This is a genomic window from Nocardia asteroides, from assembly GCF_900637185.1.
GTDB lineage: Bacteria > Actinomycetota > Actinomycetes > Mycobacteriales > Mycobacteriaceae > Nocardia > Nocardia asteroides.
Genome location: NZ_LR134352.1, coordinates 1,089,605 through 1,108,688 on the forward strand (window position 1 = coordinate 1,089,605; position 19,084 = coordinate 1,108,688).

Below are 19,084 nucleotides of genomic sequence, written 5' to 3' on the forward strand. Positions count from 1 at the left end.
AAGCATCAGGACAATCGAATAAAAGTGCAGCAATAAAGTAGATTTACTTCATGTTCTCGATCGACAGGCTGCGCATTCTGCGTGAGCTGGCCGACCGCGGCACCGTCGCCGCCGTGGCCGAGGTGCTGTCGATGACGCCGTCGGCGGTGTCCCAGCAGCTGAAGGTGCTCGCCAGGGAGGCGGGCGTCGCGCTGCTCGAACCCGACGGGCGCCGGGTCCGGCTCACCGACGCGGGGCAGGCCCTGGTCCTGCGCGCCGACGACGTGCTCGCCGCGATGGACCGCGCCACCGCCGAGATGGCGCACTACCGCGGCTCACCGCGCGGGCAGGTGCGGGTGGCCTCGTTCCCGTCCGGCGCCGCGCTGCTGCTGCCGCCGGTGCTCACCGCGCTGGCCGGCAGCGGCGTGCAGATCGTGGCGGGCGACGAGGATCTGCCGCCGTCGGAGGCCGGACGGCTGCTGGCCGACTACGACATAGTCCTCACCCACCGGGACGAACGCGCGCCGTCCCTGGCCGGTCCACGGCTCGCGGCGCGGGTGCTGATGCGGGAACCGATCGACGTGGTCGTCGCGCCGACGCATCCGCTGGCGGGCCGGAGTTCGGTGCGGCCCGAGGAGCTGGCGGAGGAGACCTGGGTGAGCGTGCGCGGCGGTTTCCCGGTCGACGACGTGCTCGAATCGATCGCCACCATCACCGGGGTGCGACCACGGATCGCGCAGCGGCTCAACGAGTTCCGGGTGATCGAGACGCTGGTGGCCTCCGGCTACGGCGTGGCGCTGATGCCGCGCTACGCGGTGGCGCATCCGGCGCTGTCGGTACTGCGGCTCGCCGGGGTGCGGGCGGCACGGGTGTACGAAATCGTCACCCGGCCTCAGGCGCACCGGCGGCCCGCCATCGCCGCGGTGCTCGACGCGTTCGACGCCGCGGCCCACGCGGTCGGCGCGAACTGAGCGCGGCGCCGGCGATGAACCCGGCGCCGCGCTCGTTCGTCAGAACTGGCCGGGCTGGTACTGCGGCTGGCCCTGGTACTGACCCGGCGGCGGGAACTGCTGGCCCTGCTGTGCGCCGTGGTAACCGAAATCGTCGGCGACCATCGCGGCCAGCTCGAGCAACGCCCGCCTGGTCGGCTTGCTGACCAGCTCCAGGTCGATCTCGGCGCCCTCGGCCAGGTGATCGTCGAACGGCACGATCTGCACCGCGCGGGTGCGGTCGAGGAACAGCTTGCGCAGCTGGTCCAGGTCGACGGTCGACGCGCCGCGGCGCGAGGCGTTCACCACGACGACCGTGCGCTCGACGAGCTTGCTGTAGCCGTGGTGGTCGAGCCAGTCCAGCGTCGCCGAGGCGCTGCGCGCGCCGTCGATGGCGGGCGAGGTGACCAGCACCAGCGAGCTCGCCATGTCCAGCACGCCGGCCATCGCCGAGTGCATCAGACCGGTGCCGCAGTCGGTGAGGATGATGTTGTAGAACGACTGCAGGATGCCGATCGCCTTGCGGTAATCGGCCTCGCTGAAGGCCTCGGACACGGCCGGGTCCTGCTCGGAGGCAAGCACTTCCAGCCGGCTCGGGGCCTGCGAGGTGTGCGCGCGCACGTCCGAGTACCTGGTGATGTTCTGGTCCTCGAGCAGGTTGCGCACGGTCGAGCGGGTCTGCCGCGGCACCCGGTGGGCCAGCGTGCCCAGGTCGGGGTTGGCGTCGATGGCGATCACGCGGTCACCGCGCTGCGAGGCGAAGGTGGAACCGAGGCCGACGGTGGTCGTGGTCTTGCCGACGCCACCTTTCAGCGAGAGGATCGCGATCCGGTAGTCGCCGCGGACCGGCTGGTTGACCCGCTCGGCAAGATCGCGGTGGACGACGTCGGCCGCCGACTCGCCCGGGTTGATCATGCCGCCGGAGGCCTTGTGCACCGCGCGCCGCCACCCGCTGCGCGGCGCCTTGCGGGCCCGCTTGAGCAGGTTCAGGTCGTTGACCGAATGACCCGGCTGACCCGGCGCCGGCACGTGCTGCGGCTGGAACGGCTGATGCTGCGGCGGTCCACCCTGCCACTGCGGCTGACCGGGCGGCGTGCCCATCGGTCCGGGCTGACCGGGCTGCGGCGCCATCCCGGGCGGCATGCCCTGCGGCTGCGGCGGCTGGTACATCGGCGGCGGCGGAGGCGCCCAGCTGTAGATCGGCTCGGACTGCGGCCCCTGCGGCTGCGCTTCCTGACCGGGGAACTGCGGCTGCTCGGGCGCGCCGGGGTACGGGCCGGGAGCGCCCGGGTACGGCTGCTCGCCGGTCGCGTGCGGACCGGGCCCGGGCTGTCCGGGGAACTGCTCGGCGCCGGGTACCGGCTGACCCGGCCACGGCTGCTCACCGGTAGGGGGCTGGCCCGGCCACGGCTGCTCGCCCGGCGCGGGCTGACCCGGCTGCCACGCCGGTTGCTCCGGTGCGCCGACCAGCGGATGCGCGCCTGCACTGGAATACGGATCGGCCGACGGCGGCGCGAACGGACCCGGCGCGAATCCACCGGGATGGAACACCGTCTGCTCGGCCAGGCCTGCCTGCGGCTCGGCGCTCGCCTCGGTGGCGGGCTGCTCGGCGGGCTCCTTGGCCGGTTCGGCGGCGGCGTCGGTGGGCTCGATGTCGTCGTCGGACACCGTCTGCACACCGGTGGTCCCGGACGCAGCGTCGGCCGTCTCAGCCGACGGACTCTGCAGCCATGGCGGAGACGTCGGATTATGGTCGTTGTTGGTCACAGTTCCCCCACTTGCTCGTCGAACGAGCAGGAAGCTCGGCGCTGATGTGCCCTAAAACGCTAGCACGGGGCAACTATTCGCGCGCCGGGGGCAAGCCTCGCGCGACGGCTCATGATCAACTATGAGCCCAGCTCAAGCGGTAGATCGGTCGCGGAGCCGACCGACGGCCCCCGGTTGTCCACAGCCCGCAGACGACGAAGGCCGGGCGGCTCCCGTGGAACCGCCCGGCCTTCGCGATGCAGTACTAGCGAGCCGCGGCCCGGTTCACCGCCGACACGACCGCGCGCAGCGACGCGGTGGTGATCGAGGTGGCGATACCGACGCCCCACACGACCGTGTCGCCGATCGCGACCTCCACGTAGGCGGCGGCCTGGGCGTCGTCACCGGCCGACATGGCGTGCTCGCTGTAGTCGAGCACCCGCACGTCGAAGCCGACGGTGGCGATCGCGTCGACGAACGCGGCCAGCGGGCCGTTGCCGGACCCGGTGATCTCCTGCTCGACGCCGTCGACCTTCACGGTCGCCACGATCGAGTCGACGCCGCCGTCGGTCTCGGCCGCGGTGACGATCTGCTTGATCCGCTCCAGCGGCAGGATCGGGTTCAGGTACTCGGTGGCGAAGACGTCCCACATCTCCTTGGGCGTCACCTCGCCGCCCTCACCGTCGGTGATCGCCTGCACGGCCTGCGAGAACTCGATCTGCAGCCGGCGCGGCAGCACCAGGCCATGATCGGTCTTCATGATGTAGGCGACGCCGCCCTTGCCGGACTGCGAGTTCACCCGGATGACGGCCTCGTAGGTACGGCCGACGTCCTTCGGGTCGATCGGCAGGTACGGGACCTCCCAGGTGATGTCGGCGACGTCGGCGTTCTGCGCGTCGGCGGCGGCCTTCATCGCGTCCAGGCCCTTGTTGATGGCGTCCTGGTGGCTGCCCGAGAACGCGGTGTAGACCAGGTCGCCGCCGTAAGGGTGACGCTCGGCCACGGGCAGCTGGTTGCAGTACTCCACCGTGCGACGGACCTCGTCGATGTCGGAGAAGTTGATCTGCGGGTCGATGCCGCGGGAGAACATGTTCATGCCCAGCGTCACCAGGCAGACGTTGCCGGTGCGCTCGCCGTTGCCGAACAGGCAGCCCTCGATGCGGTCGGCGCCCGCCTGGTAGCCCAGCTCGGCGGCCGCGACGGCGGTGCCGCGGTCGTTGTGCGGGTGCAGCGACAGCACGATCGAGTCGCGGCGGGCCAGGTTGCGGTGCATCCACTCGATCGAGTCGGCGTACACGTTGGGCGTGGCCATCTCGACGGTCGCGGGCAGGTTGATGATCAGCGGCTTGGCCGGGGTCGGCGCGATGATCGCCGAGACCGCGTCGCAGACCTCACGGGCGTAGTCCAGCTCGGTGCCGGTGTAGGACTCCGGGCTGTACTCGTAGCGCCAGGCGGTGTCCGGGTACTTCTTCTCGATCTCCAGGCACAGCGTGGCGGCGTCGGTGGCGATCTTCTTCACCGCGTCGCGCTCGGCGCGGAAGACCACGCGACGCTGCAGGATGGAGGTGGAGTTGTAGAAGTGCACGATCACGTTCGGGGCGCCGTTGCAGGCCTCGAAGGTGCGCTCGATCAGCTCGGCGCGGCACTGGGTCAGGACCTGGATGGTGACGTCGTCGGGGATCGCGCCGTCCTCGATGATCTCGCGGACGAAGTCGAAGTCGGTCTGGCTGGCGGCCGGGAACCCGACCTCGATCTCCTTGTAACCCATCCGGACGAGCAGGTCGAACATGCGGCGCTTGCGGGCCGGGCTCATCGGGTCGATGAGGGCCTGGTTGCCGTCGCGCAGGTCGACGGCGCACCACGCGGGCGCGCGGTCGATGATCTTGTCGGGCCAGGTACGGTCGGGCAGCGAGATGGGCTCGACCTCTTCGGCGAAGGGCCGGTACCGGAACGCGGGCATCGACGAGTTCTTCTGGTGGTTCCAGGCGGGCTGGTCGGCCGGTGCGGGTTTGCCGGGGGCCGTGATGGTGCGCGAAGCGGATACGAATGCGTCAGCCGAGGACATGCAAGTTTCTCCGTGGGTGAGGTGGAATCCCTGGTGGGAGCGGGTCGACCGGCGCGTTGGAACCCCGCGACGGGAGCCGGTCCGAATCAGGACCCGTCGCGGCGGCCGAGAAGAAGTGCCCGCTGCATGATCCTTCGAGCTTACCGTGTGCCCTACCCCGCTGGTAAGCGGCCTGGGGAAACCCGTCGGTAGCCGGCGAGCGGTACGGTTTCAGCGAATCGCACGCTTGTACGGACCCGCGCGTCCGACGAGACGTCCCAAAGGAATTCGGATGACCTGGTTACAGCAAGTGGCCGTGCTGGCGGCGGGAATCGCCGCGGGCGGCATCAACACGATCGTCGGCTCCGGCACTCTCATCACCTTCCCCACGCTGCTCGCCTTCGGTTTGCCGCCGGTGACGGCGAACGTGTCCAACACCATCGGCCTGGTCCCCGGCTCGGTGAGCGGGGTGATCGGCTACCGGCGCGAACTGGAAGGACAGCGGTCGCGACTGCTGCAGCTGGGCACCGCTTCGCTGCTCGGCGGCATCACCGGCGCGATCCTGCTCCTGGTGATGCCCGCCGAGGCGTTCAAGGCGATCGTGCCGGTGCTGATCATCGCCGCGCTGATCCTGGTGGTGGTGCAGCCCCGGCTGGCGGCCTGGGTCAAGCGCCGCCGGGCCGACGGCGACGCGGCCACCCCCGAGCACGGCGGCCCGATCCTGCTCATCGCGGTGTTCGGCACCGGCATCTACGGCGGCTACTTCGGCGCCGCCCAGGGCGTGCTGCTGCTCGGCCTGCTCGGGGTGTTCGTGCACGAGGACATCCAGCGCCTCAACGCGGTGAAGAACGTGCTGGCGCTGATCGTGAACGCGGTCTCGGCGATCATTTTCATCGCGATCGCCGAGGTGAACTGGCAGGCCGTCGCGCTGATCGCGATCGGCTCGATCATCGGTGGTCAGCTGGGGGCGAAGGTGGGCCGGAAGCTGCCGCCGAACGTGCTGCGCGCGGTGATCGTCATCGTCGGCAGCATCGCGGTGATCCGGCTGCTGACCACGGGCTGACGCGGAGCCGTTCGATACCGCGGCGCCCCGCGTTGTGACGGCGACCAAACAGCGCTCGGTTGAACACCATTGGCGTTTCACTCGGGGTATCCTGCGCTCGGCCATGCGTGATGAGGGAGGTGGCCTGGTGCACAGACGTGCCTTCTTCAAGGCGGCGGGACTGGCGACGCTCGCCGGTGCGGTGGGGACGACGCTGACGAGCCAGGCGGCCACGGCCGACCCCAGGGAGGCGATGTTCCAGACCTGGGTGCCGGAGATCTTCGCACCGATTCCCGACGCGCCCGCGCACACCACCGCCATCGTCATCGGGTCCGGCTTCGGCGCGGCCGTCACCGCCCTGCGCCTGGCCGAGGCGGGCATCGACAACACGGTGCTCGAGCGCGGTTCGCGCTGGCCCAACGACCCGTGGCGGGAGATCTTCACCGGCGACGACCTGCCCGACGGCCGCGGCTTCTGGCACCGCACCAGCTTCACCGGCGTCACCAAGGTGCCGATGAGCTTCGGCAAGTTCGGCGGCGTCCTCGACGTCACCGAGTACCCGGGCATCGACGTGTGGCGCGCGGCCGCGGTCGGCGGCGGTTCGGTGATCTTCACCGGCGCGATGGTGGCTCCGGAGCGCAGGCTGTTCGACCAGGTCTTCGGCGGCGTCGTCGACTACGGCGAGCTCGAGCGCGTCTACTTCCCCCGGGTGCGCGAGATGCTGCGCCTGGACACCATGCCCGCCGACATCTACCACTCGGCCCCCTTCGCGCACTCGCGCGCCTGGGACGACCAGGTCCGCGCGGCCGGCTACCAGCCGCTGGCCAACGATTCGATCTTCACCTGGGACGTGCTGCGCGCCGAACTGGCGGGCACCTCCCGCGCCTCGGCCACCGCCGCCCGCTCCAACCTGGGCAATTCCAACGGCGCGAAGTTCGACCTGAACCAGAACTACCTGCGCTACGCCAGGGACACCGGCAAGTCGCAGGTGTACCCGGGCCACCGGGTCGACACCATCGCCCAGGAGGCGAGCGGCCGGTTCGTGGTCACGGTGACGAAACTGGCCCCGACCGGTCAGCACCTCGGCACCCGCACCCTGACCTGCGACAAGCTGTTCCTCGGCGCCGGCTCGGTCGGCACCTCCGAGCTGCTGGTCCGGGCCCAGGCCACCGGCGCGCTGCCCAACCTCAACGAGCACATCGGCGACGGCTGGGGCACCAACGGTGACGTGGTGCTCGCGCGCGGCGCGAGCGGCGTGGCGGGGCAGGGCCAGGGTGTGCCCAGCGCCAGCCGCATCTTCGACGCCTCCGGCGTCCCGCTGACGCTGGAGAACTGGTACATCCCCGGCATCCCGTTCGAGACGGGCGCGCTGGCCTCGCTCGGCATGGTGCTCGACCCGACCCGGGCCCGCTTCGGCTATCACGCGGCGAGCAACGGCGTCGGCCTGAGCTGGTCGTCGGCCGCGCAGGACGCCGTCGTCGGGGCCGCCCGCGCGGTCGATCACCGCATCGCCGAGCGCGCGGGCGCCCTCGCCGAATACGGCGCCCTCGGCTACGACGCGAACGCCAATTTCACCGCCCACCCGCTCGGTGGCGCGGTGCTCGGCAAGGCCACCGACGCCTACGGCCGCGTGCACGGGCACCCCGGCCTCTACGTCATGGACGGCGCGGCGATCCCGGGCAGCACCGCCACGGTCAATCCGTCGCTGACCATCACCGCGCTGGCCGAACGCAATATCGCCGCGATCATCGGCGCCGGTCGCTGACACCCGGTGCGCCCGATGTGACCGGCGCGCACCGGCCCGCCGTTTACGCTCGGCAGACGACGCCGACGTTCGAAGGGAGTACCGAGGTGGCCGCATCGGGCATCGAGCGGGTCGAGGCGCTGCCGGACGTTCGCTCCAAGACACCGTCGCTGCGTATCGACATCTTCATGCTGCTGCTCGCGATCGTCTCGGTCGTGCTGGTCGTGTGGATCACCTTCTTCCCGGTGTCCGGAGCGACCTATCACGCGATCGTGATCACCGACTGGACGATCTGCGGCATCTTCCTGATCGAGTTCGTCTGGCGCTGGCGCCGGGCGGGCTGGCCGTGGACCTTCCCGTTCGTCTACTGGTACGAAGTGCTCGGCATGATCCCGGTGACCAGCCCGATCTTCCGCAGCTTCCGGCTGCTGCGGATCGTGGTGATCCTGATCCGGCTCGGCCGGGTCGCCGACCGCGCGCTGGGGGAGCGGGTCACCGCGACGATCGTGAACCGGTTCGTCGGCACCATCGTCGACGTCATCAAGCGCCCGATGACCATCGCGATCCTCGACGAGGTCTCCAAGGTGCTGCGCGCCGGGCACTACACCAAGAACATCGCCGCGGCGCTGGAGGAGAACCACCGCGAGGTCGACCAGATGATCGTCGACCTGATCAAGAACGACCCGGCGACCGGCAAGCTGCGCTACCTGCCGTTCCACGACGACATCATCCGGCTCGTCGCCGACACCGTGTACCGCATGCTGCGCCAGCTGCTCGACGACCCGCGCACCGACGAACTCGTCGCCGACATGCTGCGGGAGAACCTCGATCAGATCAACGACGCGGTGCGCGCCGGGATCAACGTGCCGCCGTCGCATCGCGGGGCGACGCCCGCCGAGCACGGCGTGCGCCACCACCTCGCGCAGGTCAAGCGTGTCTGATCCGGTCGCGCGGGGTCGCGTAGCGGATGGTCTCGAAGATCACCAGCAGTGCCAGCACCGCGCAGAGCAGGGTGAGCGCGGCCAGGGCGGGCAGGTTCGTCGCCACCGGGACCAGCGCGACCAGTAGCACCGCGACGATCACCCGCGCGATCGAGATCTCCTTGGTCGCATAGTATTTCGCCAGCACGACGCCGACGAGGAACAGCGCGGGCCCGACATACAGCGCCACCAGCGGGATACCGTGCAGCGCGTCGGTGAGCGTGTGATGCGAGGCGTCGCCCACGTAGTAGAGCACCTTCTTCAGGCCCAGCGAGAGCGCGATGACGCCGGCGATCATCGGGAAGTGCCCGTAGGTGTAGCTGCGCTGGGCGATCTTGATCTGGTGCGCGCCCCGCGAATGCGCGAACGCGTGCTCGATGGAGATCGCCGCGACGTCGAAGTACAGCCACCACAGCAGACCCGACACCGCGAGCCCGAGCATCGAGCCCAGCGTGATCGGCCACGAGATCGGCAGACCCGCCACGCCGATGCCGATCGAGACGATCGACTCGCCCAGCGCGATGATGACGATCAGCCCGTAGCGCTCGGCGAAATGCTTGGCCGAGTTGATCCGCCAGTCCGAGCCGGCGAACCAGGTCCAGACCATGTCGCCGGCGATGGCGGCGAACCACAGCGCCATCTGGGTGGCGCCGTCGGTCATCGCGGCGACCACGAGCAGCGAGGTGCCCAGCGTGATGGACCCGACCAGCCAGCGCAGCAACTGACCGCGCAACTGCGGGTCGTCGGCGCTGATCACCCAGAAGATCGCGGCGTGCACGAGCCGCACCACCAGGTAGGCGATGGCGAAGACCAGCGGGCCGAACCAGCCGCCGGGCAGGTCTTCGAACGCCTCCGGGATGGTGAGCGCCGCGATGAACGCCCCACCCATGGCCACGAACATCGCGACCCGGGTGATGCCCTCGTCGGCGCGCACCACATTGCCGAGCCAGGAGTACGCGATCCACAGCCACCACATCAGCGCCAGCACCAGGCCCGCGCGCACCACGTTGGCCGGCGTGGGATTGTCGGCGGCCAGCGCGGTCACCATGGTGAAGGCGAAGACGATCACGAGGTCGAAGAACAATTCGAGCTGGGTCACCGAGGCGTCCTCGGCCACCGGCTGGAACCGAACCCGTCGAGTACCGATCATGCGCTCATCGTCGCACCCGGACTCGTGGTCCGCGCGGAACGTGCGCCGCTTTCGCCGTCGGCGCAACTAGCCGACGGCGTAACCCCCGACATGGGGGAACTGCTCGGCGAAGTCGATGAAGTTGTCCACACCCTGCTGGTTCTCCTTGCGGAGATTGCGGTTGAACAGCATCCCGGGGATGGGCAGCGGGTACCGCAGCTCGACGTGCAGATCGACCTCGGTGCCGTCGGGTCCTTCGAACAGCTCGAACGAACCGCCGCCCTTGGAACCGCGGCTGCTGTCGACGACATCCCAGGACACCCGGTTGGGTTCCCAGCTGTACTCGAGGACCTGCGCGTCCGAGTCGCCCATGAACTGGGCGGTGACGAAGACGCGGCGCGGCCTGCCGTCGGGGTCGAGCGGGCCGATGCGGACGTCGCTGTAGGTGGGGGACCACTCCGCCAGTCGATCGACGGCTAGCAGGGCATCCATGACCTGGTCGATGGGGGCATCAACGGTGAATCGGATGTCGATCTTCGAGCGCATCTTTGTCTATCCTCCGAACCCCCGCAGCTTTCGCGCCCGATTGTGCACACGTGTACCAGTGATCGTCAACACGTCTATGGTCTGGACAAACGACCGGGTCAGGCGCTTATCGCCCGCTCGACGGCGGTTTCGATCAGCTCCATGCTCTGTTGCTCGGTGAAGATTCCGGGCAGTGTGAGATGTTCGACGATGAGCCAGTTGAGGGCCAGATACAGGAGCAGGACCGAGGCTTCGTCGCCCGGCTGACCCGACGCCAGATGGTTGCGGACGTTGAAATCGAGGTCGGCGCGCACCCGCTCGGTGAGCACTTCGCGCAACTCCGGCCGCCGGGTCGCCTCCAGGCGCAATTCGAGCAGCGCGAGGTAGGCGTTGCGGTGCGATTCGAGCCGGGCGACGACCTCCTTCATCAGCTCCTTGATGTTCTCGACGGTCTTGGGTCCCGCGCTGACCTGCGCCATCGTCTCCTCGCTCGGCTGCACCACCTCGTAGAAGCGGGTGCCGGCCTGGGTGAGCAGGTCGTCGCGGCTGGCGAAGTAGTTCGAGGTCGTGCCGACCGGGACCGCCGCCTGTTTGTCGACCGCGCGGAAGGTCAGTCCCCGGGCGCCCTCGGTGGCGAGGACCTCGATGGCCGCGTCCAGCAGGGCCTGCCTGCGTTCGGGATTAGTTCGCACTTGACACCACTCCGTCTGTAGTACTACGTTCAAACCACTTCATTCAGAGTACAACAACTTAGGCGGTACCCATGCGAAAGCTTGTCTACTACATCGGCGTCTCCCTCGACGGCTGCATCGCGGGTCCCGGCGGCGAGGTCGACTTCTATCCGACCCCGCAGAACTACATGGAGTGGATGATGGACGAGTTCCCCGACTCGATCCCGACCCACCTGCGGGCGCATTTCGGCATGGACCCCGAGCTGCCCGCCAAGAAATGGGACACCGTGCTGATGGGTCGCGGCACCTACATCCTTCCGGGCGAGCACGTCGAGAGCCCGTTCTCGCACCTGAAGCAGTACGTCGTCTCGTCCTCGCTCGCGCAGGCCGATCACCAGGCGGTGGAGATCGTCGGTGATCCGATCCAGCTGGTGCGTGAGCTCAAGCAGCGCGAAGGTGGCGACATCTGGCTGTGCGGCGGCGGGCAGCTGGCCGGTCAGCTCATCGGCGAGATCGACGAGATGGTCGTCAAGAGCTATCCCGTCATCGCGGGTGAGGGCGTACACGCGTTCACCGGCGTCTTCCAACCGACACAGTTCACCCCGGTGCGGCGCAAGGAATTCGACAACGGCACGCAGGTCACCTGGTTCGTCCGGGCCTGATTTCCGCGGTTATCCACAGGTGACAAGCCTGTGTCGTTTTCCACAGGCTGGGGAGGTAGCGGCGAATCCGGTGGACCTGGGCCGGTACTCTTGGTCGCTGATACCAAGCCTGATTGTCGATCGTGAAGGACCTAGCCGTGGCTCTCGTTGTTCAGAAGTACGGAGGATCCTCGGTGGCCACCGCCGAGCGGATCCGGCGCGTCGCTGAACGGATCGTGGAGACCAAGAAGCAGGGCCACGACGTCGTCGTGGTCTGCTCGGCCATGGGTGACACGACCGACGAGCTGCTCGATCTCGCCGAGCAGGTGGCGCCCGCGCCGCCCGCTCGCGAGATGGACATGCTGCTCACCTCCGGCGAGCGCATCTCGAACGCGCTGGTGGCCATGGCGATCCACTCCCTGGGCGCCGAAGCACGCTCGTTCACCGGTTCGCAGGCCGGCGTGATCACCACCGGCGCGCACGGCAACGCCAAGATCATCGACGTCACCCCGGGCCGCCTCCAGGAGGCGCTGGCCGAGGGGCAGATCGTGCTGGTCGCGGGCTTCCAGGGCGTCAGCCAGGACAGCAAGGACGTCACCACGCTGGGCCGCGGTGGTTCCGACACCACCGCCGTCGCCCTGGCCGCCGCGCTGAAGGCCGACGTCTGCGAGATCTACACCGACGTCGACGGCATCTTCAGCGCCGACCCGCGCATCGTCGGCGACGCCCAGAAGCTCGACAACATCTCCTACGAGGAGATGCTCGAGATGGCGGCCTGCGGCTCGAAGGTGCTGATGCTGCGCTGCGTCGAGTACGCGCGCCGCTACAACGTTCCCGTTCATGTTCGGTCGTCCTACACCGACAAGATCGGCACCACTGTTTTCGGATCGATGGAGGACATTCCCGTGGAGCAGGCAATCCTGACCGGCGTCGCGCACGACCGCAGCGAGGCCAAGGTGACCGTCGTCGCCCTGCCGGACGAGCCGGGCTACGCGGCCAAGGTGTTCCGTGCGGTGGCCGACGCCGAGATCAACATCGACATGGTGCTGCAGAACATCTCCAAGGTCGACACGGGCAAGACCGACATCACCTTCACCCTGCCCAAGACCGACGGCGCCCGCGCGGTCGAGATGCTCACCAAGCGGCAGGACGAGATCGGCTTCGCGCAGGTCCTCTACGACGACCACATCGGCAAGGTCTCCCTGGTCGGCGCGGGGATGAAGTCGCACCCCGGCGTCACCGCCACCTTCTGTGAGGCGCTGGCCAACGCGGGCGTGAACATCGATCTGATCTCCACCTCGGAGATCCGGATCTCGGTGCTCGTGCGCGACACCGAACTCGACGAGGCTGTGCAGGTCCTGCACCAGGCCTTCGATCTCGGCGGCGAAGAGGCCGCCGTCGTCCACGGCGGAACGGGGCGTTAATCCATGGGTGTACGGGTAGGCGTTGTCGGCGCGACCGGTCAGGTCGGCGCCGTCATGCGGAAACTGCTGGAAGAGCGCAACTTCCCGGCCGACGAGGTGCGCTTCTTCGCCTCGGCTCGCTCGGCGGGCAAGACCCTGCCGTGGCGCGGCGGCGAGATCGTCGTCGAGGACACCGAGACCGCCGATCCGTCGGGTCTGGACATCGCGCTGTTCTCGGCCGGCGCCACCATGTCGCGCGTGCAGGCCCCGCGCTTCGCGGCGGCGGGCGTGACGGTCATCGACAACTCCTCGGCCTGGCGCAAGGATCCCGATGTGCCGCTGGTCGTCTCGGAGGTCAACCCCGAAGCCACCCGCAACCTGCCCAAGGGCATCATCGCGAACCCCAACTGCACCACCATGGCCGCGATGCCGGTGCTCAAGCCGCTGCACGACGTGGCGGGCCTGCAGCGCCTGATCGTGTCGAGCTACCAGGCGGTGTCCGGTTCCGGTCTGGCCGGTGTGGAGGAGCTCGCCTCGCAGATCCGCGCGGTGGCCGACGACGCCGAGAAGCTGGTGCACGACGGTTCGGCCGTGGAGTTCCCCGCGCCGAACAAGTACGTCGCCCCGATCGCCTTCGACGTGATCCCGCTCGCGGGTTCGCTCATCGACGACGGCACCGGCGAGACCGACGAGGACCAGAAGCTGCGCAACGAGAGCCGCAAGATTCTCGGCCTGCCCGACCTGCTGGTCAGCGGCACCTGCGTGCGCGTCCCGGTGTTCACCGGTCACTCGCTGTCGATCAATGCCGAGTTCGCCGAACCGCTTTCGGTGCTGCAGGCCAAGGAATTGCTGGCCAAGGCGCCGGGCGTGCGCCTGGTCGACGTGCCCACCCCGCTGGCCGCCGCCGGCCAGGACGACTCCCTGGTGGGCCGCATCCGCCAGGATCCGGGCGTCCCGAGCGGTCGCGGTCTGGCGCTGTTCATCTCCGGCGACAACCTGCGTAAGGGCGCCGCGCTCAACACCATTCAGATCGCGGAAGTCCTGCTGAACAACCGCTGAGCACCGACGCGGAACGGGCCCGGTCACCAGTTACGGTGACCGGGCCCGTTTTTCGTGCTCGGATCAGCGGCGGATGCCGGGGGTGCGGGGGTCGTCGCCGAGGCAGACCAGTACCGCGCAGCCCGGCGGGATGCTGGCGAAGGGCGCCGCGAGCGGCTGGCTCAGGCAGTCGAAGACGGTGCAGCCGGGATAGGCGCCGGGCCCGATGCCGAAGACCGCCAGCAGGATGTTGGCGTCGATGAGCCGGGCCGGATCGAACTCCACCGGCGGTTCCACATACGGCGCGGCGTCGGGGGCCGGGGTGTCGGTGAAGGCGTCGAACAACCTGCGGAAGAACTCGTGCGGCAGTTCCTCGGTGTGCGCGATCACCCCGCTGGGGCCGTAGTCGGTCTCGTTGCCGAACGCGCCGGTCCACATCACCATGAGGTCGAGGCCGGGCATGAAGAAGACGTTCTGCAGGGCCAGCCCCGACATGAAGAACGTGTCGGCGGGCAGGAAGTCCGGCGACTCCGCGCAGTCGGCGCCCACCCAGAACAGGTAGCCGTAGCAGCTGTTGGCCGCCGACGGCGTGCGGGCCTTGCGCAGGTAGTCGGCCGAGATCACCCGCTCGGCGCCCCAGCGTCCGTCGTTGGCGACGAGCAGGCCGAGCTTGGCCAGATCGTTGGGCGGCAGCAGCAGATGGGCGTAGCCGTAGGTGTGGCCGGACCGGTCTCGCGCCCAGTAGTAGTCGGTGCGGGGGATGCCGAGCGGATCGAACAGCTCGCGCTGGGCGAAGTCCTGCAGCGGTTCGCCGACGGCCAGTTCGATCACGTACGACAGCAGGTCGACATTGCGCTGGCTGTAGCTGAAGGTGGTGCCGGGCGGGTTGGTCAGCTCCACGGCCAGTGCCTGCACGGCGCTGTTCGGGTCGACCGGGATCACCGCGGTGATGCCCTCGGTGAGGACGCCGACCTTCATCCCTGAGGTCTCGGTGAGCAGGTTCTCCACCGTGATCGAGCGGTGCAGCGGGTCGCCGAGCCCGGCGGGCAGGTAGCGGTCGATCGGTGCGTCGATCGCGAGTCTGCCCTGATCGGAAGCGATTCCGGCGAGCATCGACACCACCGATTTGGTGACGCTCCAGACGTTCCACGCCACATCGCCGGTCTCGTGGTTGCGCAGGCCCTCACCGACGAGGCAATTGTGCCGGAACACTTGCACATTGAGCCGGTTGCGGGTCGCGGCGAATTGCAGCGCCTGTTCGAGCTTGGCGGGGTCGAGGCCGACCTGTTCGGGGTCGGCGCGTTCGAGTTCGCGTTCGGAGGTCACCGCGCAGGTCGTCGGGCTGCGGGGCGCGGCGGCCGCGGGCGCGGCGACGAGGGTCGCGCCCGCCATAGCTGTCGCCAACAATCCCGCGAAGATTCCCCTGATTCGCCCCATACGGCCGAGGGTAGCCCGCGTGACCTGCCGTAACCCGTAAAGCGTGGCCGCACAACCCCCTAATCACCGATCCGGTGACCTACCCGTGAATCCCCGAAGCAGATAGATCGCGGCGCCGAGCGCGAGCACCGCGAGTCCGGCGAGCACCGAACCGATCGGCAGCGCGAACCCGACGACGACGCAGCCGCCGGCCCCGAGCACCGGCACCCAGCGCGGTGGCCTGCGCTCCGCGTCGGTGAGCGTGGCGGCCGACAGGTTGGCGATCAGGTAGTAGGTGAGCACGGCGAAGGAGGAGAAGCCGATCGCCGCGCGCAGGTCGACGGTGGCCGCCAGCACCGCGACCACCGCGCCCACCGCGAGTTCGGCGCGGTGCGGGACGGCGTAGCGCGGATGCACCGCGGCCAGCGCGCGCGGCAGGTGCCCGTCGCGGGCCATGGCCAGCGAGGTCCGCGAGACGCCGAGGATCAGCGCCAGCAGCGAGCCAGCCGCGGCGAGCACGGCGCCGGCCCGCACCACCGGGGCGAGCCAGTCGGCGCCCGCCGCCTCGACCACCCGCGCCAGCGGATCGTGTGCCGCGGCCAGCCCGCCGGACCCGAGGGTGAGCAGCGCGGCCACCGCGACCAGCGTGTACACCGCCAGCGCGCCGGCCAGCGCGAGCATCACCGCGCGCGGGATCGTGCGCTCGGGCTCGCGCACCTCCTCGCCGAGGGTGGCGATCCGCGCGTATCCGGCGAACGCGAAGAACAGCAACCCCGCCGCCTGCAGCACGCCGTAGGGCCCGATCTGCTTGTCCAGCACCGTCGCCGCCGAATGGTCCCCGCCCAGGCCGGTCACCACGACCGCCGCCAGCACCGCCAGCACCACCGCCACGATGACCCGCGTCGCCAGGGCCGACTTCTGCACGCCCACATAGTTGATCCCGGTCACCACCAGCACCGCCGCGACGGCCACCGCGTGCGCGTGCTCCGGCCACGCGTAGCTGCCCACCGTCAACGCCATCGCCGCGCACGAGGCCGTCTTCCCGACGACGAACCCCCACCCCGCCAGATATCCCCAGAACTCCCCGAGCCGCTCCCGCCCGTACACATACGTCCCACCCGACACCGGATACAGCGCCGCCAGCCGCGCCGACGACATCGCGTTGCAGTACGCCACCACCGCCGCGATCCCCAACGCCACCAGCAACCACGACCCGGCCACCCCCGCCGCGGGCCCCAGCGCCGCGAACACCCCGGCACCGACCATCGCGCCCAACCCGATCACCACCGAGTCCCACAGCCCCAGCCCCCGCCGCAAAGCCCCGTCCGATCCCATGCCCTCATCCTCGAGCATCGCCGCCCCCGCCGCGACTCGACGGGTCCGGACATGACAAAACGCCGCCAGGTCGATGAGGGAGACCTGGCGGCGTTCGAGTCGAAGGGCCGTCGCTGGGACGGCCCGTCAGGGTGTCGACGCCCCACAAGCGCCTCTCGGCGGGTGGTCGCTCGTAGCGACAAAGGGGTGAGGCCCGGGGCTGTTCGGACGCCGACAGTGGTGTTCAACCGAGGCGCCGCCCGAGCTATTCCGGGCGCTGAATGTGATCCGCGCAACCCAACTTGATCAACTCGTTTTCTTGACTAATTCCAGAAAAGGAGGAGAGTGGGGTCTGTGCACACCGAGGAGATCGACCCCTGTCGACTGTTGCGTGATGCCGGACTGCGGGTGACCGCGCCGCGCGTCGCGGTACTGAACGCGGTCGCGGCGCGGCCGCATTCGGACGCGGAATCGATCGCGACCGCGGTACGGGTCCGGCTCGGGACGGTGTCGACGCAGGCGGTGTACGACGTGCTCAACGCCTGCGTGCGCGCCGGAATCCTGCGCCGGATCGAGCCCGCCGGTTCGCCTGCCCGGTTCGAGACCCGGACCGGGGATAATCACCATCACCTGGTGTGCCGAAGTTGTGGGCTGGTCGTCGACACCGAGTGTGCCGTCGGCGCCCCGCCCTGCCTGCAGCCCGTGGACGCCCACGGCTTCGCGATCGACGAGGCCGAGGTCGTGTTCTGGGGGCTGTGCCCCGACTGCCGAGATCAGGAGGCCGCGAAATGACCAAGCCGACCACCACCAACACCGGTATCGCTGTCGAGAGCGACGACGAGTCGCTGTCGGCCGGCGTCCAGGGACCGGTTGTGCTGCACGACCACTACCTCATCGAGAAGCTGGCGCAGTTCAACCGCGAACGGGTGCCGGAGCGGATCGTGCACGCGAAGGGTTCCGGTGCCTACGGCGAGCTGGTGGTGACCGGCGACGTCAGCCGCTACACCAAGGCCAAGCTGTTCCAGCCGGGCGCGCGCACCCAGTCGCTGGCCAGGTTCTCCACCGTCGCCGGCGAGCAGGGCAGCCCCGACACCTGGCGTGACCCGCGCGGATTCGCGATCAAGTTCTACACCGAGGACGGCAACTACGACCTCGTCGGCAACAACACCCCGGTCTTCTTCATCAAGGACGCGATGAAGTTCCCCGACTTCATCCGCTCGCAGAAGCGGCTGCCGGGCAGCGGTCTGCGCGACCACAACATGCAGTGGGACTTCTGGACGCTGCGACCCGAGTCCGCGCACCAGGTGACCTGGCTGATGGGTGATCGCGGCCTGCCCAAGACCTACCGGCACATGGACGGCTTCGGCTCGCACACCTACCAGTGGATCAACGCGCAGGGCGAGCGGTTCTGGGTGAAGTACCACTTCAAGACCGATCAGGGCATCGAGTTCCTCACCCAGGCCGAGGCCGACACGCTGGCCGGTTCCGATCCCGACTACCACCGCAAGGACCTGTGGGAGGCGATCGACCGGGGCGATTTCCCGAGTTGGACGGTGAAGGTCCAGATCATGCCGGTCGCCGACGCCGAGACCTACCGCTTCAACCCGTTCGACCTGACCAAGGTGTGGTCCCAGCAGGACTATCCGCTGATCGAGGTCGGCACCTGGACGCTGAACCGCAACCCGGGCAACTTCTTCGTCGACATCGAGCAAGCCGCGTTCGAACCGTCCAACATCGTGCCCGGCATCGGGTTCTCGCCGGACAAGATGCTGCTCGGCCGGGTCTTCGCCTATGCCGACGCGCACCGCTACCGCATCGGCACCAACTACGCGCAGCTGCCGCCGAACCAGGCCAAGGCCGCCGAGGTGAACTCCTACTCGAAGGAGGGCGCCATGCGCTACGAGTACAACCCCGCCGACGTGCCGGTGTACGCGCCCAACTCGTTCGGCGGTCCGCACGCCGACCCGGCGGTCGCGGGCGACGGCGGGCTGTGGGAGTTCGATCCGGCGATGGTCCGGGCCGGCTACATCGAGCACGCCGAGGACGGCGACTTCACCCAGGCGGGCACGCTGGTGCGTGAGGTGCTCGACGACGCCGCGCGGCAGCGGCTGGCCGACAATATCGTCGGCCACGTCCTGGCCGGGGTCACCGAGCCGGTGCTGAGCCGGGTATTCGAGTACTGGCGCAATGTCGACGCCGACCTCGGCAAGGCGGTGGAGGAAGGGGTGCGGGCAGGCCTGGAAGGCTGACCCCGGGCCCGGACACACGACGAGGCAGGTACGCCGCGAGGCGTACCTGCCTCGTGTCGCTTCCGTAGGAAAAGTATTGGCGCGGAAGGCTTTCGGACTACCGCGCCGTCGATGTCGTGTCGGTCAGAAGTTGCTGAACCAGTACAGCAGGCTCGCCAGCAACCAGACGATCAA

Annotated in this window: 16 protein-coding genes; 9 read left to right on the forward strand and 7 right to left on the reverse strand. The window is 69.1% G+C overall.

Annotated elements, in window-relative coordinates; translation table 11 throughout:
- Positions 1-50 precede the first annotated feature (50 nt).
- A complete protein-coding gene (locus tag EL493_RS05210; RefSeq protein ID WP_019044540.1) occupies positions 51-950 on the forward strand; it encodes a LysR family transcriptional regulator in 900 nt (299 codons plus the stop codon).
- Between the two features lie 39 nt (positions 951-989).
- Here EL493_RS05210 and EL493_RS05215 read toward each other — a convergent pair whose 3' ends face one another.
- Together EL493_RS05215 and leuA are read right to left on the reverse strand one after the other, a co-directional pair.
- Positions 990-2,645 carry a MinD/ParA family ATP-binding protein gene (locus EL493_RS05215; RefSeq protein WP_019044541.1) on the reverse strand — a complete coding sequence of 552 codons (1,656 nt, stop codon included), beginning with the start codon at positions 2,643-2,645 and terminating at the stop codon, positions 990-992.
- Positions 2,646-2,979: 334 nt separating this feature from the next.
- Positions 2,980-4,779 (reverse strand): 2-isopropylmalate synthase, encoded by a 1,800-nt coding sequence (leuA, locus tag EL493_RS05220; RefSeq protein WP_019044542.1) that lies wholly within the window; start codon positions 4,777-4,779, stop codon positions 2,980-2,982.
- A gap of 271 nt (positions 4,780-5,050) precedes the next feature.
- Between leuA and EL493_RS05225 the strand changes: the two genes are divergently transcribed.
- The 3 genes from EL493_RS05225 (at position 5,051) to EL493_RS05235 (ending at position 8,485) form a co-directional block, all read left to right on the forward strand.
- The gene (locus EL493_RS05225; protein WP_022566479.1) at positions 5,051-5,821 is read left to right on the forward strand and encodes a sulfite exporter TauE/SafE family protein; all 771 of its coding nucleotides are present in this window, start codon (positions 5,051-5,053) and stop codon (positions 5,819-5,821) included.
- A 127-nt stretch (positions 5,822-5,948) separates the two neighbouring features.
- Positions 5,949-7,565 carry a GMC oxidoreductase gene (locus EL493_RS05230; protein WP_022566478.1) on the forward strand — a complete coding sequence of 539 codons (1,617 nt, stop codon included), beginning with the start codon at positions 5,949-5,951 and terminating at the stop codon, positions 7,563-7,565.
- Positions 7,566-7,651: 86 nt separating this feature from the next.
- Positions 7,652-8,485, forward strand: a complete 834-nt coding sequence (locus EL493_RS05235) for an ion transporter (protein WP_019044545.1) — start codon at positions 7,652-7,654, stop codon at positions 8,483-8,485.
- Here EL493_RS05235 and EL493_RS05240 read toward each other — a convergent pair.
- From EL493_RS05240 to EL493_RS05250, 3 genes are all read right to left on the reverse strand, one after another.
- A complete protein-coding gene (locus EL493_RS05240) occupies positions 8,472-9,674 on the reverse strand; it encodes a low temperature requirement protein A (protein WP_030201843.1) in 1,203 nt (400 codons plus the stop codon). The genes EL493_RS05235 and EL493_RS05240 overlap by 14 nt on opposite strands.
- A 66-nt stretch (positions 9,675-9,740) precedes the next feature.
- Complete coding sequence (locus EL493_RS05245) at positions 9,741-10,199, reverse strand: SRPBCC family protein (RefSeq protein ID WP_019044547.1); 459 nt, start codon at positions 10,197-10,199, stop codon at positions 9,741-9,743.
- Positions 10,200-10,297: 98 nt separating this feature from the next.
- A complete protein-coding gene (locus tag EL493_RS05250) occupies positions 10,298-10,870 on the reverse strand; it encodes a TetR/AcrR family transcriptional regulator (protein ID WP_019044548.1) in 573 nt (190 codons plus the stop codon).
- Between the two features lie 71 nt (positions 10,871-10,941).
- On the opposite strand from EL493_RS05250, the gene EL493_RS05255 reads away from it, so the two are divergent.
- The 3 genes from EL493_RS05255 (at position 10,942) to EL493_RS05265 (ending at position 13,952) form a co-directional block, all read left to right on the forward strand.
- Positions 10,942-11,511 (forward strand): dihydrofolate reductase family protein, encoded by a 570-nt coding sequence (locus tag EL493_RS05255; protein ID WP_019044549.1) that lies wholly within the window; start codon positions 10,942-10,944, stop codon positions 11,509-11,511.
- A 137-nt stretch (positions 11,512-11,648) separates the two neighbouring features.
- Entirely contained in the window at positions 11,649-12,914 is a 1,266-nt protein-coding gene (locus EL493_RS05260) for an aspartate kinase (RefSeq protein ID WP_030201844.1), read from the forward strand.
- A gap of 3 nt (positions 12,915-12,917) precedes the next feature.
- On the forward strand, positions 12,918-13,952 hold the full coding sequence (locus tag EL493_RS05265; RefSeq protein ID WP_022566477.1) for an aspartate-semialdehyde dehydrogenase: 1,035 nt from the start codon (positions 12,918-12,920) through the stop codon (positions 13,950-13,952).
- A 63-nt stretch (positions 13,953-14,015) separates the two neighbouring features.
- Here the strand turns inward: EL493_RS05265 and EL493_RS05270 are convergent, their stop codons facing one another.
- Both EL493_RS05270 and EL493_RS05275 read right to left on the reverse strand, forming a co-directional pair.
- A complete protein-coding gene (locus tag EL493_RS05270) occupies positions 14,016-15,368 on the reverse strand; it encodes a serine hydrolase domain-containing protein (RefSeq protein ID WP_198040889.1) in 1,353 nt (450 codons plus the stop codon).
- A gap of 63 nt (positions 15,369-15,431) precedes the next feature.
- Positions 15,432-16,682: an APC family permease gene (locus EL493_RS05275; protein WP_022566476.1), complete on the reverse strand. Its 1,251-nt coding sequence runs from the start codon at positions 16,680-16,682 to the stop codon at positions 15,432-15,434.
- A gap of 333 nt (positions 16,683-17,015) precedes the next feature.
- On the opposite strand from EL493_RS05275, the gene EL493_RS05280 reads away from it, so the two are divergent.
- On the forward strand, positions 17,016-17,453 hold the full coding sequence (locus EL493_RS05280) for a Fur family transcriptional regulator (protein WP_022566475.1): 438 nt from the start codon (positions 17,016-17,018) through the stop codon (positions 17,451-17,453).
- Complete coding sequence (locus tag EL493_RS05285; protein ID WP_019044555.1) at positions 17,450-18,910, forward strand: catalase; 1,461 nt, start codon at positions 17,450-17,452, stop codon at positions 18,908-18,910. Before EL493_RS05280 ends, EL493_RS05285 begins: the two co-directional genes overlap by 4 nt.
- Positions 18,911-19,084: the final 174 nt, after the last annotated feature.